The 23,664-nt window shown below is 60.3% G+C and carries 18 protein-coding genes; 11 read left to right on the plus strand and 7 right to left on the minus strand.

Annotated features, from left to right (window positions below):
- Positions 1 to 23 precede the first annotated feature (23 nt).
- The 4 genes from glyQ to H7993_RS12815 are packed head-to-tail and all read left to right on the plus strand — an operon-like array spanning position 24 to position 4,350.
- Entirely contained in the window at positions 24 to 977 is a 954-nt protein-coding gene (glyQ, locus tag H7993_RS12800; RefSeq protein ID WP_043193756.1) for a glycine--tRNA ligase subunit alpha, read from the plus strand.
- Positions 974 to 3,028 carry a glycine--tRNA ligase subunit beta gene (glyS, locus tag H7993_RS12805; RefSeq protein ID WP_185794622.1) on the plus strand — a complete coding sequence of 685 codons (2,055 nt, stop codon included), beginning with the start codon at positions 974 to 976 and terminating at the stop codon, positions 3,026 to 3,028. Before glyQ ends, glyS begins: the two co-directional genes overlap by 4 nt.
- Positions 3,029 to 3,031: 3 nt before the next feature.
- Positions 3,032 to 3,565 (plus strand): D-glycero-beta-D-manno-heptose 1,7-bisphosphate 7-phosphatase, encoded by a 534-nt coding sequence (gene gmhB / locus H7993_RS12810; RefSeq protein WP_185794623.1) that lies wholly within the window; start codon positions 3,032 to 3,034, stop codon positions 3,563 to 3,565.
- Positions 3,566 to 3,579: 14 nt separating this feature from the next.
- Positions 3,580 to 4,350, plus strand: a complete 771-nt coding sequence (locus tag H7993_RS12815) for a lysophospholipid acyltransferase family protein (protein WP_122480050.1) — start codon at positions 3,580 to 3,582, stop codon at positions 4,348 to 4,350.
- A gap of 179 nt (positions 4,351 to 4,529) precedes the next feature.
- Here the strand turns inward: H7993_RS12815 and H7993_RS12820 are convergent, their stop codons facing one another.
- Both H7993_RS12820 and H7993_RS12825 read right to left on the minus strand, forming a co-directional pair.
- Entirely contained in the window at positions 4,530 to 6,149 is a 1,620-nt protein-coding gene (locus H7993_RS12820; protein WP_122716097.1) for an MFS transporter, read from the minus strand.
- A gap of 67 nt (positions 6,150 to 6,216) precedes the next feature.
- The gene (locus tag H7993_RS12825) at positions 6,217 to 7,869 is read right to left on the minus strand and encodes a GMC family oxidoreductase (RefSeq protein ID WP_185794624.1); all 1,653 of its coding nucleotides are present in this window, start codon (positions 7,867 to 7,869) and stop codon (positions 6,217 to 6,219) included.
- A gap of 138 nt (positions 7,870 to 8,007) precedes the next feature.
- Between H7993_RS12825 and H7993_RS12830 the strand changes: the two genes are divergently transcribed.
- The gene (locus H7993_RS12830) at positions 8,008 to 8,895 is read left to right on the plus strand and encodes a LysR family transcriptional regulator (RefSeq protein WP_185794625.1); all 888 of its coding nucleotides are present in this window, start codon (positions 8,008 to 8,010) and stop codon (positions 8,893 to 8,895) included.
- A 100-nt stretch (positions 8,896 to 8,995) separates the two neighbouring features.
- Here the strand turns inward: H7993_RS12830 and H7993_RS12835 are convergent, their stop codons facing one another.
- From H7993_RS12835 to dnaA, 5 genes are all read right to left on the minus strand, one after another.
- The gene (locus H7993_RS12835; protein WP_122480046.1) at positions 8,996 to 10,333 is read right to left on the minus strand and encodes an MFS transporter; all 1,338 of its coding nucleotides are present in this window, start codon (positions 10,331 to 10,333) and stop codon (positions 8,996 to 8,998) included.
- A gap of 231 nt (positions 10,334 to 10,564) precedes the next feature.
- Positions 10,565 to 12,982: a DNA topoisomerase (ATP-hydrolyzing) subunit B gene (gene gyrB, locus H7993_RS12840; RefSeq protein WP_122480045.1), complete on the minus strand. Its 2,418-nt coding sequence runs from the start codon at positions 12,980 to 12,982 to the stop codon at positions 10,565 to 10,567.
- Between the two features lie 4 nt (positions 12,983 to 12,986).
- Positions 12,987 to 14,090 carry a DNA replication/repair protein RecF gene (recF, locus tag H7993_RS12845; RefSeq protein WP_122480044.1) on the minus strand — a complete coding sequence of 368 codons (1,104 nt, stop codon included), beginning with the start codon at positions 14,088 to 14,090 and terminating at the stop codon, positions 12,987 to 12,989.
- An 11-nt stretch (positions 14,091 to 14,101) separates the two neighbouring features.
- Positions 14,102 to 15,205 carry a DNA polymerase III subunit beta gene (dnaN, locus tag H7993_RS12850; RefSeq protein WP_122480043.1) on the minus strand — a complete coding sequence of 368 codons (1,104 nt, stop codon included), beginning with the start codon at positions 15,203 to 15,205 and terminating at the stop codon, positions 14,102 to 14,104.
- Positions 15,206 to 15,243: 38 nt separating this feature from the next.
- Positions 15,244 to 16,752, minus strand: a complete 1,509-nt coding sequence (gene dnaA, locus H7993_RS12855) for a chromosomal replication initiator protein DnaA (RefSeq protein WP_185794626.1) — start codon at positions 16,750 to 16,752, stop codon at positions 15,244 to 15,246.
- A 623-nt stretch (positions 16,753 to 17,375) separates the two neighbouring features.
- Here dnaA and rpmH point away from each other — a divergent pair.
- The 6 genes from rpmH (at position 17,376) to mnmG (ending at position 23,664) form a co-directional block, all read left to right on the plus strand.
- A complete protein-coding gene (rpmH, locus tag H7993_RS12860; RefSeq protein ID WP_043192020.1) occupies positions 17,376 to 17,510 on the plus strand; it encodes a 50S ribosomal protein L34 in 135 nt (44 codons plus the stop codon).
- 13 nt (positions 17,511 to 17,523) lie between these two features.
- Positions 17,524 to 17,928, plus strand: a complete 405-nt coding sequence (gene rnpA, locus H7993_RS12865) for a ribonuclease P protein component (protein ID WP_049860458.1) — start codon at positions 17,524 to 17,526, stop codon at positions 17,926 to 17,928.
- Positions 17,921 to 18,166: a membrane protein insertion efficiency factor YidD gene (gene yidD / locus H7993_RS12870; protein ID WP_082223633.1), complete on the plus strand. Its 246-nt coding sequence runs from the start codon at positions 17,921 to 17,923 to the stop codon at positions 18,164 to 18,166. The genes rnpA and yidD overlap by 8 nt, the downstream gene beginning before the upstream one ends.
- A gap of 2 nt (positions 18,167 to 18,168) precedes the next feature.
- The gene (yidC, locus tag H7993_RS12875; RefSeq protein WP_185794627.1) at positions 18,169 to 19,854 is read left to right on the plus strand and encodes a membrane protein insertase YidC; all 1,686 of its coding nucleotides are present in this window, start codon (positions 18,169 to 18,171) and stop codon (positions 19,852 to 19,854) included.
- A 79-nt stretch (positions 19,855 to 19,933) separates the two neighbouring features.
- Positions 19,934 to 21,304, plus strand: coding sequence for a tRNA uridine-5-carboxymethylaminomethyl(34) synthesis GTPase MnmE (gene mnmE, locus H7993_RS12880; protein ID WP_185794628.1), 1,371 nt, complete (start codon positions 19,934 to 19,936; stop codon positions 21,302 to 21,304).
- Positions 21,305 to 21,765: 461 nt separating this feature from the next.
- Positions 21,766 to 23,664, plus strand: a complete 1,899-nt coding sequence (gene mnmG, locus H7993_RS12885) for a tRNA uridine-5-carboxymethylaminomethyl(34) synthesis enzyme MnmG (protein ID WP_185794629.1) — start codon at positions 21,766 to 21,768, stop codon at positions 23,662 to 23,664.

Consider the following 23,664-nt stretch of genomic DNA (forward strand, 5'->3'; position numbering starts at 1 on the left):
AGCCCTAGAAACAGGTGAATTTCGTGAGCCAGCCTACGCCAGCCGTGCGTACCTTCCAAGACTTGATCCTCGCCCTCCAGCAATACTGGGCCGAGCAAGGTTGTGTGGTGCTTCAGCCCTACGATATGGAAGTGGGCGCCGGCACTTTTCATACCGCCACGTTCCTGCGCGCCGTGGGCCCGGAAACCTGGAATGCCGCTTACGTGCAACCCAGCCGCCGTCCGACTGATGGCCGCTATGGCGAGAACCCCAACCGCCTGCAGCACTACTATCAGTTCCAGGTGGTTCTGAAGCCCAACCCGGACAATTTCCAGGAACTGTACCTGGGCTCGCTCAAGCACATCGGCCTCGATCCGCTGGTGCACGACGTCCGCTTCGTCGAAGACAACTGGGAGTCGCCGACCCTGGGCGCCTGGGGCCTGGGCTGGGAAGTCTGGCTCAACGGCATGGAAGTCACCCAGTTCACCTATTTCCAGCAGGCGGGCGGCATCGAATGCTACCCGGTCACCGGCGAGATCACCTACGGCCTGGAACGCCTGGCCATGTACCTGCAGGGCGTCGACTCGGTCTACGACCTGGTGTGGGCCGATGGCCCGTTCGGCAAGGTGACCTACGGCGACGTGTTCCACCAGAACGAGGTGGAGCAGTCCACCTACAACTTCGAGCACGCCAACGTCGACAAACTCTTCGAGCTGTTCGATTTCTACGAAAGCGAGGCCAAACGCCTGCTCGAACTGGACCAGCCACTGCCGCTGCCCAGCTATGAAATGGTCTTGAAGGCGTCCCACACCTTCAACCTGCTCGATGCTCGCCGCGCCATTTCGGTCACCGCGCGCCAGCAGTACATCCTGCGCGTGCGGACCCTGGCCCGTGGCGTGGCACAGGCCTACCTGATGGCCCGTGCCAAGCTGGGTTTCCCCATGGCGACCCCCGATCTGCGAGATGAAGTATTGGCCAAGCTGGAGGCTGCGCAATGAGTGCTCAAGATTTTCTGGTCGAGCTGGGCACCGAAGAGCTGCCACCCAAGGCCCTCAACACCTTGGCCGACGCCTTCCTGGCCGGCATCGAGAAAGGCCTGCAGGCCGCCGGCCTGAACTACAGCGCCAAGAACGTCTACGCTGCGCCACGCCGCCTGGCCGTGCTGATCACCGGCCTGGATACCCAGCAGCCGGACCGCAGCATCAATCTCGACGGCCCGCCGCTGCAGGCCGCCTTCAATGCCGAAGGCGAGCCGACCCAGGCTGCACTGGGCTTCGCCAAGAAGTGCGGGGTCGACCTCAGCGAAATCGACCGCAGCGGCCCCAAGCTGCGCTTCAGCCAGAACATCGTCGGCAAGCCGACGGCCAGCCTGCTGCCGACCATCGTCGAAGATTCCCTCAACGACCTGCCGATTCCCAAGCGCATGCGCTGGGGCGCGCGCAAGGAAGAGTTCGTGCGGCCAACCCAGTGGCTGGTCATGCTGCTGGGCGACGACGTCATCGATTGCACGATCCTGGCCCAGAAGGCAGGCCGTGAATCGCGTGGTCACCGTTTCCATCATCCACAGAACGTGCGCATCAGCTCGCCCGCCGGCTACCGCGAAGACATGCGCAAGGCCTACGTGCTGGCCGATGCCCACGAACGCCGTGAACTGATTGCCCGACGTACCGCCGAGCTGGCCACCCAGCAGGAAGGCAGCGCCATCGTCCCACCGGCGCTGCTGGACGAAGTGACGGCCCTGGTCGAGTGGCCCGTGCCGCTGGTGTGTTCGTTCGAGGAACGCTTCCTGGATGTCCCGCAGGAAGCGCTGATCACCACCATGCAGGACAACCAGAAGTATTTCTGCCTGCTCAACGCCGACGGCAAGCTGCTGCCGCGTTTCATCACCGTGGCCAACATCGAGAGCAAGGACCCGCGCCAGATCGTCGAGGGCAACGAGAAAGTCGTGCGTCCACGCCTGACCGATGCCGAGTTCTTCTTCAATCAGGACAAGAAGCAACCGCTGGAAGCCTTCAACAAACGCCTGGAAAACGTGGTGTTCCAGGCGCAGTTGGGCAGTGTCTACGACAAGGCCGTGCGGGTTTCCAAGCTGGCGGCCTACATTGCCTCGCGCATTGGTGGCGATGCCCAGCGCGCGACGCGGGCAGGCCTGCTGTCGAAGTGCGACCTGGCCACGGAAATGGTCGGCGAGTTCCCGGAAATGCAGGGCGTGGCGGGCTATTACTACGCGCTCAACGCCGGCGAACCCGAAGACGTCGCGCTGGCACTCAACGAGCAATACATGCCTCGTGGCGCCGGCGCCGAGCTGCCCAGCACCCTGACCGGTGCGGCGGTGGCCATCGCCGACAAGCTCGACACCCTGGTCGGCATCTTCGGCATCGGCATGCTGCCCACTGGCAGCAAGGACCCCTATGCCCTGCGTCGCGCGGCCCTGGGCGTGCTGCGCATCCTGATCGAAAAGCAGCTGGACCTGAACCTCAACGATGCGGTGGGCTTCGCCGTGTCGGCCTTCGGCACCCAGGTCAAGTCGGCCGGGCTTGCCGAGCAGGTGCAGGAGTTCATCTTCGATCGCCTGCGCGCTCGCTACGAAGACGAGGGCATCGATGTGGCCACTTACCTTTCGGTGCGCGCCCTGCAACCCGGTTCGGCACTGGACTTCGATCAGCGCGTGCAGGCTGTCCAGGCGTTCCGCCGGTTGCCTGAGGCCGCCGCCCTGGCAGCCGTCAACAAGCGTGTCTCGAACCTGCTGAGCAAGGCCGACGGCAAGGTCGCTGCTACCGTGGAGCCCAAGTACTTCGACAACGCCAACGAGTTCTCGCTGTACTCGGCCATCACCCAGGCCGACCATGCGGTGGCGCCGATGGCTGCCGAGCGTCGCTACAACGAAGCCTTGACCCGTCTGGCCGCCCTGCGCGAGCCAGTGGATGCGTTCTTCGAAGCGGTGATGGTCAATGCCGAAGATGCCAATGTGCGGGCCAACCGCTATGCCTTGCTGGCACGTCTGCGCGGTCTGTTCCTGGGCGTCGCCGACATTTCGTTGCTGGGGTAGGCCTTGAAACTGCTGATTCTCGATCGCGACGGGGTCATCAATCATGACTCCGACGCCTACATCAAATCAGTCGCCGAATGGCTGCCGTTGCCTGGAGCGATCGAGGCCATTGCACAGTTGCACCAGGCTGGCTGGACGGTGGCCGTCGCTACCAACCAGTCTGGCCTGGCGCGCGGTTACTACGACCAGGCCACCCTCGATGCCATGCACGCCCACCTGCGCGCGCTGGTCGCGGAGCAGGGCGGCGAGGTTGGCCTGATCGTGCATTGTCCCCATGGTCCGGATGACCAGTGCACCTGCCGCAAACCGCGGCCGGGTTTGCTGCAGCGCATCGCTGCCCACTATGACGCGCCCCTGACCGGCGTTTGGTTCGTCGGCGACAGCCTGAGCGATCTGCACGCCGCAACGGCAGTGGCTGCTCGACCCGTGCTGGTGAAGACCGGCAAAGGGCTACGGACCCTGACCCAGGACCTGCCCGAGGGAACCCTGATTTTCGATGACCTGGCGGCAGTCGCCAGGCACCTTATCCACACTTGACGGTATCCACCGCTATGTCGATCCTGCGGGCAATCAGAATCTTTGCCTTTTATCTGCTTCTGGGCAGCAGCGCCTTGCTGTGGTGCACCCTGAGCTTTTTCATCGCGCCCTTTCTATCCTTCAAGGCGCGCTACCGTTTCATCAACGTCTACTGGTGCCGCTGTGCGCTGTGGCTGACGCGCGTCATGCTGGGTATCGACGTACGGGTGAAAGGTGCGGAAAACGTTCCGCAAACTCCATGCGTCATCGTTTCCAACCACCAGAGCACGTGGGAAACCTTTTTCCTTTCCGCCTACTTCCAGCCCCTGAGCCAGGTGCTCAAGCGCGAGCTGCTGTTCGTGCCGTTCTTTGGCTGGGCCATGGCCATGCTGCGCCCCATCGCCATCGACCGCGACAATCCCAAGTCGGCACTCAAGGAAGTCGCCAGCAAGGGCGACACGCTGTTGAAGGACGGCGTCTGGGTACTGATCTTCCCGGAAGGTACCCGTGTGCCATACGGCCAGATCGGCAAATTCACCCGCAGCGGCAGTGCCTTGGCGGTGAACGCGCAGTTGCCGGTGTTGCCCATTGCGCACAATGCCGGGCGCTACTGGCCCAAGGAAGGCTGGAACAAGCATCGCGGTACCATCGAGGTGGTCATCGGGGCACCCATGTACGCCGAAGGCACCGGACCGCGGGCCATTGCGGCCTTGAACGAGCGCGTCCAGGCCTGGAACGAGCAAACTCAACAAGCCATGGGCGCGCTGCCGGAGCATCCGGAAATCGCACCCACGCCGGTTATCTAGTTTCTGTGGATAACTTGTGTATTGTTTCTCGTGCAAAGTCTTTGAAAGCTGCGTAACCCTATGTTGGCTATGCAGTTTTCAAAACCCATCAAAACCCGGCAATTGGTGCATAAGTTTTTTGCACGGCGGTGAAAGGCTCGTCTTTTCGAGCCTTTCACCGCTGGGTTTTCAGCCAGACGTCAGACCTTGTCCAGGTCCACGTGCCGGGTTTCCTTCAAACAGAACATCCCCACCACGAAGCTGATACCGGTCACCAGTACCGGGTACCACAGTCCGTAGAAGATATCCCCCGTGTACACCACCAGCGCGAACGAGACCGTGGGCAGGAATCCGCCGAACCAGCCGTTGCCAATGTGGTATGGCAGGGACAAGGACGTGTAGCGAATGCGGGTGGGGAAGAGCTCGACCATCACCGCCGCCAGCGGCCCATAGGTCATCGTAGCAATCAGGATCATGGCAACGATGATCAACACCACCATGGGTTGATTGACCAGGCTCGAATCGGCCTTGGCGGGGTAGCCTGCCTGAGCAATGGCCGCGCGCAGGGCTGGCTCATCGTAGCCGTTGATCCGTTGCTCACCGACCGTGATTGCCACATCCGTACCGTCGACCGGGGCCGCCGAGCTGTACGGCACACCCGACTTGATCAGCAACGTCTTGACCTTGTCGCAAGGGCTGTCGAATTTGGCCTTGCCCACTGGGTCGAACTGGAAGGTGCACGTAGAAGGGTCCGCCATCACCGTGACCGGCGAGTTGCGGGTGGCATTGTCGATCTGCGGGTTGGCGTAGTGGCTCAAACCCTTGAACAGGGGGAAGTAAGCAAAGGTCGCCAGCAGCAGGCCAAGCATCAGGATGGGTTTGCGCCCGACACGGTCGGACAGCCAACCGAAGAACACGAAGAATGGCGCACCGATGACCACACTGATGATCAGCAGCTGATTGGCCAGTGCCGGGTCCATCTTGAGCATCTGCGTCAGAAAGAACAGCACGTAGAATTGCGCACAGTAGAACGTTACGGCCTGCCCAGCATTGATGCTGAACAACGCGGTCAACACGATCTTCAGGTTCTGCCAGGAACCGAACGACTCGCGGATCGGCGATTTACTGGTCTTGCCCTCGGCCTTCATCTTGGTGAAGGTGGGCGATTCGCTCAGGCTCAGGCGGATCCAGGTGGAAATGCCCAGCAGTACGATCGACAGCAGGAACGGCAGGCGCCAGCCCCAGACTTCGAATTGATCGCCACTGATATAGCGGCTGCCCATCACCACCAGCAGTGACAGCAGCAGGCCGAGGGTGGCTGTCGACTGGATCCAGCCGGTGTGAAAGCCCCGTTTTTTCTGCGGCGCATGTTCGGCCACGTACGTCGCTGCGCCGCCATACTCGCCGCCCAGGGCCAGGCCCTGAAGCATGCGCAACAGCACCAGGATGATCGGCGCGGCAATGCCGATGCTGGCATAGGTCGGCAGCAATCCCACTGCAAAGGTCGAGACGCCCATCAGGATGATGGTCATGAGGAAGGTGTACTTGCGCCCGATCATGTCACCCAGGCGCCCAAACACCAAGGCGCCAAAGGGTCGCACCAGGAAGCCTGCGGCAAACGCCATCAGGGCGAAGATGAAGGCTGTGGTCTCGTTCACTCCGGCGAAGAACTGCTTGCTGATCACCGCAGCCAGGGCGCCGTACAGGAAGAAGTCGTACCATTCGAAAACCGTCCCCAGCGACGATGCGAAGATGATCTTCTTCTCGTCCCGGTTCACGGCAGGCGCAGCCGCCGCGCCGTGTTGCAGATAATCCGCCATATTGCCATCCTCAGTGATTATTGTTGTTGTTCCACTGTTGCCTTTCCCGAGTACTGCCTGCACTCGGTCAAATCGTTTCCGGCACCTGCAGCGCAGTGGCCGGCACGGCCTCCAGCGGCTGCGGATGCAGAATCATCTGCGCTGCCTTTTCTGCAATCATCACCGTCGGCGAGCAGGTATTGCCCGAGACGATTTCCGGCATGATCGACGCGTCTGCCACACGCAGACCCTGCACGCCACGAACCTTGAGTTGCGCATCCACCACCGCCAGGGTGTCGCTGCCCATGCGACAGGTGCCTGCTGGATGAAAGATAGTCGTTCCTATGCGTCCTGCTGCCGCGCGCAGCGCTTCTTCACTCTGCACGTCCGCGCCTGGCAGGTATTCCTGCGGGGCAAAGCCTTGCAGGGCCGAGCCCTGGACGATCTTGCGCGTCAGGCGTATGGCATCGACCGCGACCTGCACGTCGTCGGGATGGCTGAGATAGTTGGGATCGATCAACGGCGCTGCGTCCGGATCGGCCGAGCTGATATCGACCCGCCCGCGGCTCTTGGGCCGCAGGTTGCACACCGAAGCGGTAAACGCAGGAAAGCGGTGCAGCGGCTCGCCGAAGCGTTCCAACGACAGCGGCTGCACGTGGTATTGAAGATTGGGGGAGGGCTGCTCGGGGCTGGAGCGCACGAACGCGCCCAGCTGACTTGGCGCCATCGCCAACGGCCCGCTGCGGTCGTACAGGTAGCGCACGCCCATGCCGAACTTGCCCCACAGGCTGTTGGCAACCTGGTTGAGGGTGCGCGCGTTGCTGACCTTGTACACCAGCCGCAGCTGCAGATGATCCTGCAAATTGCCACCCACGCCAGGCAACTCATGCTGCACATCGATACCCAGGCGTTCGAGCAAGGGCCGGGGGCCAATGCCGGAGCGCTGGAGAATGTTCGGCGAACCGATGGCGCCGGCGCACAGAATGATCTCACCGCGCGTCTCGAACCGATGGTCGGCGCCCTGCCAGCGGGCAGCCACCGCATGGGCACGGCCGTCTTGCAGCAGCACCTTGTCCACCCGCACGCCCGTGTGCACCGTCAGATTCGACCGCTTCAGCGCAGGGCGCAAGAACGCCTTGGTCGAATTCCAGCGCACCCCGGACTTCTGATTGACCTGGAAGTAACCGCAACCCTGGTTGTCTCCGGTGTTGAAGTCTTCGATGCTGGCGATCCCGGACTCGGCCGCCGCACTGCGGAAGGCGTCGAGAATGGGCCAGCGATAGCGCTGCTGCTCGACTCGCCACTCGCCCTGGGCGCTGTGGAACTCGGAGTCGCCGGCATGATGGTTTTCGCTCTGGCGAAACAGCGGAAGAACGTCTTTCCAGCCCCAGCCGGGATTGCCTTGGGCCTCCCAGCGATCATAGTCGCTGGACTGACCGCGCATGTAGATCATGCCATTGATCGACGAGCAGCCGCCAAGCACCTTGCCCCGAGGGTAGTTGAGGCTACGGCCGTCGAGGCCTGGTTGTGGCTGGGTCTTGAAACACCAGTCGGTGCGGGGATTACCGATGCAGAACAGATAACCGACCGGGATGTGGATCCAGGCATAGTTGTCCCGGCCACCTGCCTCGAGCAACAGCACCTGTACCGAAGGGTCGGCCGACAGTCGATTGGCAAGCAGACAACCTGCAGGACCTGCGCCGACAATGATGTAGTCATAGACGGATGGGACTGATGGCATGGTGTACTCCGCGCCGTTTTATTGTTCTTGTCGTTCCCCATGTTATTGATTAGCTTCGTGGTGAAAACTAAAGATTTCACCCAGGGGCTGAGCGTTTTCGCACAGTCCAGAGCGCAGTTGATTAACAAGGGAAAATCAATGTTCGACTGGAACGACCTGCGCTTCTTTCTCGAGCTGCAACGCAGCGGCCGATTGCTGACCGCTGCCAAGCGCCTGCATACCACGCACAGTACGGTCGCCCGGCACATCGAAAGCATCGAGCGCCACCTGGGCACGCCGCTGTTCGTGCAGAACGCCCACGGCTACGAACTGACCCCGGCGGGGCAGACGCTGCTCAAGCACGCCGAGGCCATGGAGAACCTGGCCCTGCGCGCGCAGGAGGACATTACGCAGTCATTCAATCCGCTGGGCAAGATCCGCCTGGGCGTCACCGAAGGCATCGGTATCGCCTTCATCACACCACGCCTCGGCGAACTGTTCCGGCGTTATCCAGGCTTGGAAGTGGAGCTGGTGGCTGTGCCGCGCTTTGTCAGCATTCTCAACCGCGAAGCCGAAATCAGCGTGCACCTCGAGCGTCCCAATGCCGATCTGCTGATCACCCGCAAGCTCACCGACTACAACCTGGCACTGTATGCCAGTGCCGATTACCTGGCTGCTGCCGAGCCGCTGCGCAATCGTGAAGACCTGGCACAGCATCGCTGGATCGGCTATGTCGATGACCTGCTGTTCAGCCAGGAGCTGTTATTGCTCAACAGCTTCTGTCGCAACCCAGTCGTGGCCTTTCGCAGCACCAGTGTGCTGGCTCAACAGGAGGCTGCATGCATCGGCCTGGGCATTGCCGTATTGCCCGTGTACATGGCTGCCAAGGATCCTCGGCTGGTGCGCGTACTGCCCGACGAAACCATCCAGCGCAGTTACTGGATCAGCACCCGACGCGAACTGCACAAATCGGTACGCCTGCGCGTGGTCTGGGATTTCCTCCTGCAACTGTGCGCCGACCAGCAGGCTACCTTGCTCGCCATCTGAAACCCATGCCCGGCTCCCACATGGCACTGAATGCTGCCTTCATGTGGGAGCGGGCTCTGCCCGCGAAGACGTCAGCCGAGTCGCCACAGACCCAACCGGCTCAAACAACCACCGGCTGCCCACCATGAACAGCTTCCCCCGCATCGCCATGCAGGGAAATCTTCGACGTCTCCGGCAGTGCCAAGCCACCGGCGAGCGCCAGCACCGAAACCGCCATCAAGTAAAACGCTGGCGACAGATTGCTCCCCGTCATACCGATCAACCAGGTCGCCATCAGCGGCGCCGTTCCGCCAAACACCGTGTAGGCGAGGTTGTAGGTAATTGCCGAAGCCGTGTAACGGGTTCGGGTCGGGAAGGTTTCCGACAACAGTGCTGCAGTCACCACACCACTGAGCACTGCACCGACCGCCAGCATCATCACCCCGATGACGGAAGCGACGAACGAGCCTGAGCTGGCGAGCAGGAACGACGGATACACCACCGCGATGATCAACACCCCAGCGGTCCCCACCGTTACCCGACGCCCGACCTTGTCGGAGAATGCTCCCGCAACGGGACACATCAACGCGGCAAACACCAAGGCGATCACCGAGATCAACAACGCCGTGGCCCGGCTCAAGCCACCCACCACCTGCAGATAAGTCGCAAAGTAGGTAGTGAACATATAGAAGGAGAGGGCGGTCAGCGACACGAATGCACCCAGGCACAGGATCGCACCACCGTGACTGCGCAGGGTGTCCTTGAGCGGTGAATGGGCGACGTCGTGTTCTTGCTTGACTGCCTGGAACGCAGGCGTTTCATCCAGCCGCCAGCGCAGGTAAAGCCCCACCAGGCCCAGCGGCGCCGCTATCAGGAACGGCACCCGCCAACCCCAACTGGCCATCGCCTCGGGCGACAGCGAAGCGTCCAATGCGTAGGCCATTACCGCAGCACAGGCAAACGCGCTGAAGGTCGACACCGGGATGAAGCTCCCATACCAGGCACGTTGGGTACGCGGCGCATGCTCCATGAGATAGGCACAGGCGCCGGCATACTCACCGCCGGCAGAAAAACCCTGCGCGCAGCGAATCAGCGTCAGCATGATCGGCGCAGCAATACCGATGGCGGCATAGGTGGGCAACAAACCGATCAGCGTCGTTGCACCAGCCATGAGCAGGATGGTCATGGCCAGCACCTTCTTGCGCCCGATTCGGTCGCCGAGCATGCCGAAAACGATACCGCCCAGGGGCCGGAACGCAAACGCCACGGCGAACACTGCAAAGGTTTTCAACAGGCCCGTGGCAGCGTCACCACTGGGGAAGAACTGTTGGGCGATGGCCGTGGCCAGAAACCCGTAGACCGCAAAGTCGAACCATTCCACGAAGTTGCCCACGGCAGCGGCGCAGATCACCTTTTTCAACGTCGCGGGGGATACCCGCCCCTCCATTGCATGGTCCATGAGCTTTACCCCTGTGCAGACGTGACGAGCCATTGATTATCGGGCGCGGGCTGTGACACTCCTGCCGAAAAGCGGCATTGACGTAGTCATGCCCGCAGCGCACCTGCAATAAGCCTGCGCAAGATCCACGCCAGGGCCGTTCGTCCGTTCTCGGCGTGAGGCATTGGATACGCACACCCATAAAAAAACCCCGGGCCAAGGGCGCCGGGGTTCGGTGGGTGGGTCCAAGCCTCAGAAGTCGAGGTTCGACACCGCCAGTGCATTGCTTTCGATGAACTCGCGACGGGGCTCGACCGCATCACCCATCAGGGTGTTGAAGATCTGGTCGGCGCCGATCGCATCCTCGATGGTGACCTTGAGCATGCGTCGCACGCTTGGGTCCATCGTGGTTTCCCACAACTGGTCTGGGTTCATCTCACCCAGACCTTTGTAGCGCTGGATGGTATGGCGCTTGGTGCTTTCGGTCATCAGCCACTCGAGGGCTTCCTTGAACTCGACCACGGCCTTCTTGCGCTCGCCCCGTTTAACGTAGGCGCCTTCGTCCAGCAGACTGGCCAACTGTGCGCCCAGAGCGGTCACGGTCTTGTAGTCGTTGCTGCCGAAGAAATCGCGGTTGAATGTGATGTAGCTCGCCAGGCCGTGGGAGGTGATCTCCACCTCTGGCAGCCAGACGTTACGCTCACGGTCTTCACGGAGGCTGGCCTTGTACACCAGGCCCGATTTTTCGCTGGTACGCAGACGTGCGTCGAACTTGGCCAACCAGGCCTGCATGGCCTCGTGGTCGCCCAGCTGCTCGAGTGCAACCGCCGGCAGGTACACGAAGTGCTCGGTCAGCTCCTGAGGGTACAAACGCGACAGACGCTTGAGCGTCTTCATGACCATGCGGAAGTCATTGACCAGACGTTCCAACGCCTCACCGGAAATACCGGGTGCCGAGTCGTTGAGGTGCAGGCTCGCATCTTCCAGGGCCGACTGCGTCATGTACTCTTCCATGGCGTCGTCGTCCTTGATGTACTGCTCCTGCTTGCCCTTCTTCACCTTGTACAACGGCGGCTGGGCAATGTAGATGTAACCGCGCTCGATCAGCTCAGGCAACTGACGGAAGAAGAAGGTCAGCAACAAGGTACGGATGTGCGATCCGTCAACGTCGGCATCGGTCATGATGATGATGTTGTGATAGCGCAACTTGTCGATGTTGTACTCTTCGCGACCGATACCGCAGCCCAGTGCCGTGATCAAAGTGCCCACTTCCTGGGAAGAGATCATCTTGTCGAAGCGTGCCTTCTCGACGTTGAGGATCTTGCCCTTGAGCGGCAGGATCGCCTGGGTCTTGCGATTGCGGCCTTGCTTGGCCGAACCACCGGCGGAGTCACCCTCCACCAGGTAGAGTTCGGAAAGGGCAGGGTCCTTCTCCTGGCAGTCGGCCAACTTGCCTGGCAGGCCAGCGATGTCCAATGCACCCTTGCGACGGGTCATCTCGCGCGCCTTGCGGGCAGCTTCACGAGCACGGGCGGCGTCGATCATCTTGCCCACCACGGCCTTGGCTTCGTTCGGATTCTCCAGAAGGAAATCCGAGAAGTACTTGCCCATCTCCTGCTCGACCGCAGTTTTCACTTCGGACGAAACCAGCTTGTCCTTGGTCTGCGAGCTGAACTTGGGGTCCGGCACTTTCACCGAAATGATTGCGGTCAAGCCTTCACGCGCATCGTCGCCAGTGGTCGAGACCTTGTTCTTCTTGGCCAGGCCTTCCTGCTCGATGTAGTTGTTCAGGTTGCGTGTCAGCGCCGAGCGGAAGCCCACCAAGTGAGTTCCGCCATCGCGCTGGGGAATGTTGTTGGTGAAGCACAACAGGTTTTCGTTGAAGCTGTCGTTCCACTGCAGTGCCACTTCAACACCTACGCCGTCGTCGCGTTGCACATTGAAGTGGAACACCTGATTGACGGGCGTCTTGTTGGTATTGAGGTATTCGACGAATGCCCGCAGACCGCCTTCGAACTTGAACAGCTCTTCCTTGGCGGTGCGCTCATCCTTCAGCAGGATACCCACGCCAGAGTTGAGGAAGGACAATTCGCGGATTCGCTTCGCCAGAATGTCCCAGCTGAAGTGGATGTTCTTGAAGGTGTCGGCCGATGGCTTGAAGTGGATCTTGGTACCGGTGGTTTCACTTTCACCGACGATTTGCATCGGCTCCTGCGGGACGCCATGCACGTAGAACTGCTCCCACAATTTCCCAGCGCGACGCACTGTCAATTGCAGGCTTTCAGAGAGTGCGTTCACCACGGACACACCAACGCCGTGCAGGCCGCCGGAAACCTTGTACGAGTTATCGTCGAACTTACCACCAGCGTGCAGCACGGTCATGATGACCTCGGCCGCAGATACGCCTTCTTCCTTGTGCACATCCACTGGAATGCCGCGACCGTTGTCGGTTACGGAAATGGATTCGTCTGGATGAATGGTGATGGTGATTTCATCACAGTGGCCGGCCAGTGCTTCGTCGATGGAATTGTCCACCACCTCGAAGACCATGTGGTGCAGGCCGCTACCATCATCGGTGTCGCCGATGTACATACCGGGACGTTTGCGTACGGCATCAAGCCCTTTCAGCACCTTGATGCTGGAGGAGTCGTACGTTTGGTTCTCGCTCATGCCTTCACTCCCGATGATCGTGGGTCTGGGTAATACCGCCATGTTCCACGTGGAACACGGCAACTGGCGTTTCCGTTTGCCAGCCTTCCCTCAATAATTCTTGATCCACACAGGTGATGAACACCTGGCAGCGTAATTCTTCCAGCAAGCGGCACAATGCGCGACGATGTTTCTCGTCCAGTTCGGAGGGCAAATCGTCTACCAGATAGATGCATTGCCCTCGGCGGGCCTGGCCTACCAGATGGCCCTGGGCAATGCGAAGTGCGCATACCACCAGCTTCTGCTGACCGCGCGACAATATGTCGGCCGCATTATGGGCGCCCATTCTGAGGCGAAGATCAGCACGTTGAGGTCCAGCCTGGGTATGCCCCATCTGCTGGTCTCTCAACAGCGAACCTGCCAATACATCGGCAAGTTCGCGATCCTTGTCCCAACCTCGGTAATAGCTCAGCGTCAACCCATCGAGCTGCACCAACTCGGCGAGTGTCTGTTCGAACACAGGCTTCAGCGCCTTGATGTAAGCACGGCGGTACTCGTCGATTTCTGCACTGGCAAGACAGAGTTCACGGTCCCACGCCGCTTGCGAAGCAACGTCAAGTGTACCATGCCGAAGCCACGAGTTCCGTTGCTTCAAGGCCTTCTGCAGGCGCTGCCAGGTCGACATGAAGCGAGGTTCCACGTGGAACACACCCCAGTCGAGAAACTGTCTGCGAATTTTAGGCGCGCCTTCCAACAGCCGAAAGCTGTCGGGATTTATCAACTGCAGCGGAAGTATCTGGGCAAGCTGGGCTGCGCTTCGCGCATTCTGGCCATCTATGCGAATGGTGAAATCGCCTTGGCGCTCTCTGGATATCCCCAGATTGCTCTGTCCACCTTCGGCCAGTTCGACTTGCCCGAACACCGTAGCGCTCGCCTGATCGTGCTGGATGATCGGCACCAAGCGCGTACTGCGGAAAGATCGAGCCAGACCCAGCAAGTGAATGGCTTCCAGAACACTGGTCTTGCCACTGCCGTTGGCGCCATAAAGAATGTTGATGCGCGGGGAGGGGGAGAAGGTCACCGGGTGCAGGTTGCGCACCGCGGTGACTGTGACGCGGGTAAGGGACATTCAGGCAGGGGTCAGAGGCGCATCGGCATGACGACATATGCCGAATCGTCGTTGTCCGATTCCTGCACCAGGGCGCTGCTATTGGAATCGGACAGAATCAGGCGCACCTGCTCAGTCGTCATCACGCCCAGCACGTCGAGCAGATAACTGACGTTGAAGCCGATCTCCAGCGCGCCACCGTTGTAGTCCACGGCCACTTCTTCTTCCGCTTCTTCCTGCTCAGGGTTGTTGGCCTGGATTTTCAGCTGACCGGCCGCCAGTTGCAAACGGATGCCGCGGTACTTTTCGTTGGACAGAATAGCGGTGCGGCTGAATGCTTCACGCAATGCCTGGCGATCTCCGACCACCAACTTGTCGCCACCTTTGGGCAACACGCGCTCGTAGTCGGGGAACTTGCCATCGACCAGTTTGGAGGTGAAGGTGAACTCACCGGTGGTAGCACGGATGTGGTGCTGGCCCAGCACGATGCTGACGTTGCCATCAGGCTCGGTCAGCAGGCGGGCCAGCTCCAGGATACCTTTGCGCGGCACAATGACCTGATGCCGATCGGCCTGGCCAATGTCGGCTTGCATCGAGCACATGGCCAAGCGGTGTCCATCGGTTGCGACGGCGCGGATGATACCTGCCGATACTTCCAGCAGCATGCCGTTGAGGTAATAGCGAACGTCCTGTTGAGCCATGGCGAAACTGGTGCGCTCGATCAATCGGCGCAGCTTGCTCTGGACCAGGCTGCACGTCAGCGAACCCGGGCCTTCCTCGACCGTCGGGAAATCATTGGCCGGCAATGTCGACAAGGTGAAACGGCTGCGTCCGGCCTTGACCACCACCTTCTGTTCATCGACCTTGATGTCGATCAGGGCGTCGTTGGGCAAGCTCTTGCAGATGTCCATCAACTTGCGCGCGGGCACCGTGATCTCGCCAGGCTCGGCGGGCTCTTCCAGCTGTACGCGGCCAACCAGTTCCACTTCCAGGTCGGTACCGGTCAGGGACAACTGCTGCCCCTGAACGACCAGCAGCACGTTGGAAAGCACAGGCAAGGTCTGGCGGCGTTCGACGACGCCGGCGACCAGCTGCAGGGGTTTCAACAGGGCTTCGCGTTGAATGGTGAAATGCATGGTCTAGTCCCTTGCCTCAAAAGCTGCGTAGTGAATGTTCACGTGGTCAGGGTACGCAGCAGGTTCTTGTAGTCCTCGCGGATATCCGCGTCGGATTCCTTGAGTTCGTTGATCTTGCGGCAGGCGTGCAGCACGGTGGTGTGATCACGGCCACCAAATACATCGCCGATTTCCGGCAGGCTGTGGTTGGTGAGTTCCTTGGACAACGCCATGGCCACCTGCCGCGGTCGCGCCACCGAGCGTGAGCGGCGCTTGGACAGCAGATCGGAAATCTTGATCTTGTAGTACTCGGCCACCGTGCGCTGGATGTTATCCACACTCACCAGCTTGTCTTGCAGTGCCAGCAAATCCTTGAGCGACTCGCGGATCAGCTCGATGGTGATTTCGCGGCCCATGAAGTGCGAGTGCGCAATGACGCGCTTGAGGGCACCTTCGAGTTCGCGCACGTTGGAGCGAATCCGCTGGGCAATGAAGAACGCCGCATCATGGGGCAACTCAACCTTGGCCTGATCCGCTTTCTTCATCAGGATCGCGACTCGCGTCTCGAGCTCCGGCGGTTCGACCGCCACCGTCAAACCCCAGCCAAAGCGCGACTTCAGGCGCTCTTCGAGCCCTTCGATTTCCTTGGGGTAGCGGTCGCTGGTCAGGATGACCTGCTGGCCGCCCTCGAGCAGCGCATTGAACGTATGGAAGAACTCCTCTTGGGAGCGCTCCTTGCGAGCGAAGAACTGAATGTCATCGATCAGCAGCGCATCGACCGAACGATAGAACCGCTTGAACTCATTGATTGCGTTCAGTTGCAGCGCCTTGACCATGTCGGCCACGAAGCGCTCGGAATGCAGGTACACGACCTTGGCATTCGGATTCTTCTTGAGCAGGTGGTTACCCACAGCGTGCATCAAGTGGGTTTTACCCAGGCCTACGCCACCGTAGAGGAACAATGGGTTGTAGCCATGCTTGGGGTTGTCCGCAACCTGCCAGGCAGCGGCGCGCGCCAACTGGTTGGATTTACCTTCGACGAAGTTTTCGAAGGTAAAGGTGCGATTCAGATAGCTGGTGTGCTTGAGCGCACCCTCTACCTGCACGGTGCGCTGCTCGGCGCGCACAGGGGCCGGTTGCGAGCTGGCGCCGGCCATGGGGTCGAAACTGTCCCGCGACGGTTCTTCACTGGCCGCCGAAGGCTTGGAAACCGCCTCTGCAGGCGCGATCGCAGGCACGGCAGCCACCGGGGCTGCCTGCACCTGATTCGCCGCCGCCGAGGCGGCCAGCGGAGCATTGGGCGCCGCGCGCGGCGCCGAGCTGCGACGGCTGCCGATCAGCAACGAAAGCGCCGGTGCCAGGCCGTTGCCGTGCTCACCCAGCAGTTCGAGGAGCCGTGTCAGGTATTTCTCGTTTACCCAGTCCAGAACGAAGCGATTGGGCGCGTAGACCCGCAACTCGTCGCCTTCGGCTTCGACCTGTAGCGGACGGATCCAGGTGTTGAATTGCTGGGCAGGCAGTTCATCGCGCAGGAGTTCCACGCACTGCTGCCAAAGTTCCACTGACACAGGTATCCCCTGAATTGAAAGCCGGCAAGGCAAAAACAACCCCCATTGTACCGACGCTCAGCACACTTATCCACATGTAGGTCCGGCCACTGGCCTGGAAAGCATGAAAAAACCGCTGTTCAATGCCTCGAAATCTGATTCCTGAGCTCTGTGGATAACCTCGCTTGAGATCTATGCACAAGTGGGGGTTGAGATCTGTGGATAACACCCCTGTGGATATCCTCGTCTTTAATCCACAGGTTGTCCTTAGCATCGACACAGGCGCAGCACCTCTTCTGGACAGGGTTGCGAATCCCCAGGACGTACGGGCAGCAAGGGCTGAAGGTAGTTATCCACAGAAAAGGGCCTCACTAAGATCTATAAGCATTACAGAAAAGCTTTAAATAAGTCCCTTCTCTATTTCTATATTTGATCGGCTCTGGTGTGTCATACGCAGGCTTGGAAACAGGAGGCGGATGAATCGAAGGTGAGGGTCGGTGTCTACGTGCAGCGCAGGGTTCTGATAAACGATGCAAAAGTAATAGCTGGTTGGAAATTGACCTTCTGCCGCGCTTTCACTAGAATCGCCGGTCTCTTAAAACGGGGTCCATTCCGGCCCGTTGTGGACGAACCAGGTAACAACCATGAAACGTACTTTCCAACCCAGCACCATCAAGCGCGCTCGCACTCACGGTTTCCGTGCCCGCATGGCTACCAAGAACGGCCGTACCGTCCTGTCGCGTCGTCGCGCCAAGGGCCGCAAGCGTCTGGCAGTTTGATCCTTCGGCACAGGTGGTGAGTCAGGACTACGGTCGGGAAAAGCGTCTGCTGACAGCCCGGCATTTCAAAGCAGTCTTCGACTCGCCGTCTGGCAAGGTACCCGGCAAGAACTTGCTGCTCCTTGCGCGTGAGAACGGCCTCGAACATCCCCGTCTGGGGCTGGTCATCGGTAAAAAGAGCGTCAAGCTCGCCGTTCAACGCAATCGCTTGAAACGTTTGATGCGTGACTCGTTCCGTCTGCACCAGGACATACTGGCTGGCTGGGACATCGTCATCGTCGCGCGCAAAGGTTTGGGCGACGTGGAAAACCCTGAATTGCATGAGCATTTTGGCAAGCTCTGGAAGCGCCTTGCACGTAACCGGCCCGCTCCAGTGGTGAAGACCGAACCTGCAGGAGTGGACAGTCAAGATGCGTAAACTGGCAATCGTTCCGATCCAGTTCTACCGCTACGCCATCAGCCCTCTCATGGCGAACCACTGTCGTTTTTATCCCAGTTGCTCTTGCTACGCGCTCGAAGCCATCGAGATCCACGGCCTCTTGCGTGGAAGCTGGCTGACCGTTCGTCGCCTTGGCCGCTGTCACCCATGGAATGCCGGTGGTTTCGACCCGGTTCCAGACGCCCCATCACCCCGTTCTTCTTCGATAGCCGAGTAATCATGGATATTAAACGCACGATCCTGATCGTCGCCCTGGCAGTCGTGGCCTACGTCATGGTCCTGAAATGGAACCAGGACTACGGTCAAGCCGCCTTGCCGACTCAGAATATGGCTACCCAGAACCCGACCCCGGCATTGCCGGAAACGGTACCGGGCACCAACACTCAAGCCAGTGCCGATGTACCCAGCGCCAATCCTGATGCCAATCTGCCTGTGCCGACCCCTGTCGTGGTCAGCAAGGACCTGATCTGGGTCAAGACCGACGTGCTCAACTTCGCTATCGATCCTACCGGTGGTGATATCGTCCAGCTGAACCTGCCCGAGTACCCTCGGCGCCAGGACATGCCGAACATTCCATTCCAGTTGTTCGACAACGGTGGTGAGCTGACCTACCTGGCCCAGAGCGGCCTGACCGGTGCGAACGGCCCGGATGCGCGTTCCACTGGGCGCCCCGTGTACAGCGCGACGCAAAAAAGTTATCAACTGGCCGAGGGCCAGAACCAGCTGGTAGTCGACCTGACCTACAGCGACAACGGCGTCAACTACGTCAAGCGCTTCACGGTCGACCGCGGCGAATACGACCTGAAAGTCGGCTACCTTGTGGATAACCAGAGCGCGCAGAACTGGAGCGGCAACATGTTCGCCCAGCTCAAGCGAGACAACAGCGCCGATCCATCGTCGACTACGGCCACCGGTACCGCGACCTACCTGGGTGCGGCCCTGTGGACAAGTGGCGAGCCGTACAAGAAAGTGTCGATGAAGGACATGGACAAGGCCGGCCTCAAGGAAACCGTGCAAGGTGGTTGGGTAGCCTGGCTGCAGCACTACTTCGTGACGGCCTGGATCCCTGCCCCCGGTGACAGCAACAACGTCATGACGCGCAAGGACAACCAGGGCAACTACATCATCGGCTACACCGGTCCGACGTTGTCCGCCGCACCAGGTGGCAAAGTCGAAACCACAGCCACCCTGTATGCCGGTCCCAAGGTACAGGACAAGCTCAAGGAGTTGTCCCCAGGCCTGGAGCTGACCGTCGACTACGGCATCCTGTGGTTCATCGCACAACCGATCTTCTGGCTGCTCAAGCACATCCACGCGATCCTGGGTAACTGGGGCTTCTCGATCATCTGCCTGACCATCCTGATCAAGCTGCTGTTCTTCCCCTTGTCGGCCGCCAGCTACCGGTCGATGGCGCGCATGCGCGCCGTTGCGCCGAAACTGGCATTGCTCAAGGAGCAGCATGGCGACGATCGCCAGAAGATGTCGCAGGCCATGATGGAGCTGTACAAGAAAGAGAAGATCAATCCGCTGGGTGGCTGCCTGCCGATCCTGGTGCAGATGCCGGTCTTCCTGTCCCTGTACTGGGTACTGCTGGAAAGCGTCGAGATGCGTCAGGCACCTTGGCTGCTGTGGATAACCGACCTGTCGATCAAGGATCCGTTCTTCATCCTGCCGATCATCATGGGCGCGACCATGTTCATTCAGCAGCGCTTGAACCCAACGCCTCCGGATCCGATGCAGGCCAAGGTGATGAAGATGATGCCGATCGTGTTCACCTTCTTCTTCCTCTGGTTCCCGGCCGGCCTGGTACTGTACTGGGTAACCAACAACACCCTGTCGATTGCCCAGCAGTGGTATATCACGCGCGGTATCGAGAAAGCTGCGGCAAACAAACCTGCCGTTTAACGGGTTGCTCGACTAACCTGTGCACAAAGCGCCCCCTCGTGGGGCGTTTTGCTATCTGAAATTCGACCGGAGTATCTGCATGAACGTCGTTCGCGAAACCATCGCTGCCATTGCCACAGCCCAAGGTCGCGGTGGAGTGGGGATCGTGCGTATCTCCGGACCACTGGCCAGCGCGGCTGCCCAGGCAATCATCGGCCGCGTGCCAACGCCTCGCTACGCTCACTACGGCCCGATGCTCGACGCGCAGTGCCAGGTCATCGACGAGGGCCTGAGCCTGTACTTCCCCGGGCCCAATTCGTTCACCGGCGAGGACGTGCTCGAGCTGCAAGGCCACGGTGGGCCTGTGGTGATGGACATGCTGCTGCAGCGCTGTCTGCAATTGGGCTGCCGCCTGGCACGTCCGGGCGAATTCAGCGAGCGTGCATTCCTCAACGACAAGCTCGACCTGGCCCAGGCCGAGGCCATTGCCGATCTCATCGAAGCCAGTTCAGCCCAGGCGGCGCGCAACGCCGTACGTTCGCTGCAAGGAGCTTTTTCCCGCCGTGTGGATAACTTGACCGAGCAGCTCATCGCGTTGCGTATCTACGTCGAGGCCGCCATCGACTTTCCCGAGGAGGAAATCGATTTCCTGGCCGATGGTCATGTACTGAGCCTGCTCGACAAGGTACGTGGCGAGTTATCCACCGTGCTGCGGGAAGCCGGGCAGGGGGCCTTGCTGCGTGATGGCATGAACGTGGTCATCGCCGGTCGACCGAATGCCGGCAAGTCGAGCCTGCTCAACCTGCTGGCCGGACGCGAAGCCGCGATCGTGACGGAGATTGCCGGCACGACCCGGGACGTGTTGCGCGAACATATCCACATCGATGGCATGCCGTTGCACGTGATTGACACCGCGGGGCTACGCACCACGGCCGATGAAGTCGAGCAGATCGGCGTGCAGCGAGCGCTGAAAGCCATTGCCGAAGCCGATCGCATCCTGCTGGTGGTGGATGCGACGGCCGCCGAAGCGGCCGACCCGTTTGCACTCTGGCCGGAGTTCCTCGAGCTCACGCCCGATATCGGCAAAGTCACGGTGATTCGCAACAAGGCAGACCTGAGTGGGGAACCCATCGGCCTGCAGCAGGACGGCGACGGACACGTCACGTTGAGCTTGACTGCCAAAGGGGCGGGCCAGGGGCTGGAGTTGCTGCGCGAACACCTCAAGGCCTGCATGGGGTACGAACAGACCGCAGAAAGCAGCTTCAGCGCACGTCGACGTCACCTCGAAGCCTTGCGCCATGCCGGCGACCACCTCGACCATGGACGTGATCAATTGACCCTGGCCGGTGCCGGCGAGCTGCTGGCCGAAGACCTGCGCCTGGCGCAGCAAGCCTTGGGTGAAATCACCGGAGCATTCAGTTCAGATGATCTGCTGGGACGCATCTTTTCGAGCTTCTGCATCGGCAAGTAGGCGTGCAAGCACCGCCACGACCCGCGCGTGAAACTGATCAACAGCCGCCTTTCGAGGCGGCTTTTTTTTATACACGCTTCAGGAGCCCTGTGGAAAAGCCCGCCTGAGCCAGGTTGATAAGCGTGTCCGAAAGCTGATGATAAATCCGCCTGTGGGTAAGCAACGTCGTTACCCACAGGTTAATTTCGGTTATACACCGGGCTCATGAACAGGTGAACACAGCCTTTAATTTCTCTGTACAGCACGAGTACATAGGGTTTCAGAACCTTATCCACAGATTTGTCGTTGCATAGTAATAAACATAAAAACAAAGCTTTAATAAATCTCTCTCTTTTAATTTCTATTACTCGGTCTATCCACAGCTGGTTATTTTTTGTGCAGAAGGGTTCTTTAGCCGAGGCAAATTCCCTATACTGCGCCGCTATCCCAATTACCCACATTGAACAGGCACGAGGTGCGTGGTGGATTTCCCTTCCCGTTTTGAAGTGATCGTCATCGGCGGCGGTCATGCCGGTACCGAGGCAGCACTGGCCTCAGCACGCATGGGTGCAAAGACCCTGCTGTTGACGCACAACGTGGAAACCCTCGGTGCCATGAGTTGCAACCCGGCCATCGGCGGCATCGGCAAGAGCCACCTGGTAAAGGAGATCGATGCGCTCGGCGGTGCCATGGCACTGGCTACCGACAAGGGTGGCATTCAGTTTCGCGTGCTCAACAACCGCAAGGGCCCAGCGGTACGGGCCACCCGTGCCCAGGCCGACCGGGTCCTGTACAAGGCGGCGATCCGCGAAATCCTGGAGAATCAACCCAACCTGTGGATATTCCAGCAGCCGGCAGACGACCTGATCGTCGAGCAGGACGAGGTCAAGGGCGTGGTCACCCAGATGGGCCTGCGCTTCATGGCCGATTCCGTGGTGCTCACCACCGGTACCTTCCTCGGCGGGCTGATCCACATCGGTTTGCAGAATTACTCGGGTGGCCGTGCGGGCGATCCGCCGTCAATCGCCCTGGCCCATCGCCTGCGTGAACTGCCCCTGCGAGTAGGCCGGTTGAAGACCGGTACACCGCCGCGCATCGACGGCAAGTCCGTGGACTTTTCGGTGATGACCGAGCAGCCGGGCGATACCCCGATCCCGGTGATGTCGTTCATGGGATCCAAGGCACTGCATCCGCGCCAGGTCAGTTGCTGGATCACCCATACCAACGCGCGCACCCATGAAATCATCGCGGCCAACCTCGATCGCTCGCCGATGTATTCGGCAGCCGGTGAAATCGAAGGCGTAGGTCCACGGTACTGCCCGTCGATCGAAGACAAGATTCACCGCTTCGCCGACAAGCAGAGCCATCAGGTGTTCATCGAGCCGGAGGGGCTGACCACCCACGAGCTGTATCCGAACGGTATTTCCACGTCCCTGCCGTTCGATGTGCAGTTGCAGATCGTCCGTTCGATCCGTGGCATGGAAAACGCACACATCATGCGTCCCGGCTACGCCATCGAATACGACTACTTCGATCCGCGCGATCTCAAGTACAGCCTCGAAACCAAGGTGATCGCCGGTCTGTTCTTCGCCGGGCAGATCAACGGCACCACCGGCTACGAAGAGGCCGGCGCGCAGGGGTTGCTGGCCGGCGCCAACGCGGCGTTGCGTGCACAGGGCAAAGACGCCTGGTGCCCGCGCCGGGACGAAGCCTACATCGGCGTGCTGGTCGATGACCTGATCACCCTGGGCACCCAGGAACCGTACCGGATGTTCACCTCGCGGGCCGAGTATCGCCTGATCCTGCGCGAGGACAATGCAGACCTGCGCCTGACCGAAAAGGGTCGCGAGCTGGGCCTGGTCGACGACGCCCGTTGGGCAGCGTTCAGTGCCAAGCGCGAAGCCATCGAAATCGAGGAACAGCGGCTCAAAAGCACCTGGGTCCGACCGAACACTGCCGTGGGCGATGCGCTTGCCGAGAAATTCGGTACGCCGTTGACCCATGAATACAACCTGCTTAACCTGCTCAGCCGTCCGGAAATCGACTATGTCGGTCTGGTCGAAGTCACCGGTGGCGGCGCGCAGGATCCACAGGTGGCCGAACAGGTCGAGATCAAGACCAAGTACGCCGGGTACATCGATCGTCAACAGGACGAGATCGCCCGGCTGCGTGCCAGCGAAGACACTCGTCTGCCTGTGGATATCGACTACGTCGGCATCTCCGGGTTGTCCAAGGAAATCCAGGGCAAGCTGGGTGCTACTCGTCCTGAAACCCTGGGTCAGGCATCGCGTATACCGGGTGTGACGCCCGCTGCCATTTCGCTGTTGATGATTCATCTGAAAAAACGCGGCGCAGGCCGTGAGTTGGAGCAAAGCGCTTGA

It is taken from the genome of Pseudomonas baltica (genome assembly GCF_014235765.1).
Classification (GTDB): domain Bacteria; phylum Pseudomonadota; class Gammaproteobacteria; order Pseudomonadales; family Pseudomonadaceae; genus Aquipseudomonas; species Aquipseudomonas baltica.

What these genes read in the sequence shown, in the direction of transcription:
- glyS (WP_185794622.1), top strand. Translation starts at nt 974, where the DNA reads ATGAGTGCTCAAGATTTTCTGGTCGAGCTGGGCACCGAAGAGCTGCCA.
- H7993_RS12815 (WP_122480050.1), top strand. Translation starts at nt 3,580, where the DNA reads ATGTCGATCCTGCGGGCAATCAGAATCTTTGCCTTTTATCTGCTTCTG.
- H7993_RS12820 (WP_122716097.1), bottom strand. Translation starts at nt 6,149, where the DNA reads ATGGCGGATTATCTGCAACACGGCGCGGCGGCTGCGCCTGCCGTGAAC.
- H7993_RS12825 (WP_185794624.1), bottom strand. Translation starts at nt 7,869, where the DNA reads ATGCCATCAGTCCCATCCGTCTATGACTACATCATTGTCGGCGCAGGT.
- H7993_RS12830 (WP_185794625.1), top strand. Translation starts at nt 8,008, where the DNA reads ATGTTCGACTGGAACGACCTGCGCTTCTTTCTCGAGCTGCAACGCAGC.
- H7993_RS12835 (WP_122480046.1), bottom strand. Translation starts at nt 10,333, where the DNA reads ATGGACCATGCAATGGAGGGGCGGGTATCCCCCGCGACGTTGAAAAAG.
- gyrB (WP_122480045.1), bottom strand. Translation starts at nt 12,982, where the DNA reads ATGAGCGAGAACCAAACGTACGACTCCTCCAGCATCAAGGTGCTGAAA.
- recF (WP_122480044.1), bottom strand. Translation starts at nt 14,090, where the DNA reads ATGTCCCTTACCCGCGTCACAGTCACCGCGGTGCGCAACCTGCACCCG.
- dnaN (WP_122480043.1), bottom strand. Translation starts at nt 15,205, where the DNA reads ATGCATTTCACCATTCAACGCGAAGCCCTGTTGAAACCCCTGCAGCTG.
- rpmH (WP_043192020.1), top strand. Translation starts at nt 17,376, where the DNA reads ATGAAACGTACTTTCCAACCCAGCACCATCAAGCGCGCTCGCACTCAC.
- yidD (WP_082223633.1), top strand. Translation starts at nt 17,921, where the DNA reads ATGCGTAAACTGGCAATCGTTCCGATCCAGTTCTACCGCTACGCCATC.
- yidC (WP_185794627.1), top strand. Translation starts at nt 18,169, where the DNA reads ATGGATATTAAACGCACGATCCTGATCGTCGCCCTGGCAGTCGTGGCC.
- mnmE (WP_185794628.1), top strand. Translation starts at nt 19,934, where the DNA reads ATGAACGTCGTTCGCGAAACCATCGCTGCCATTGCCACAGCCCAAGGT.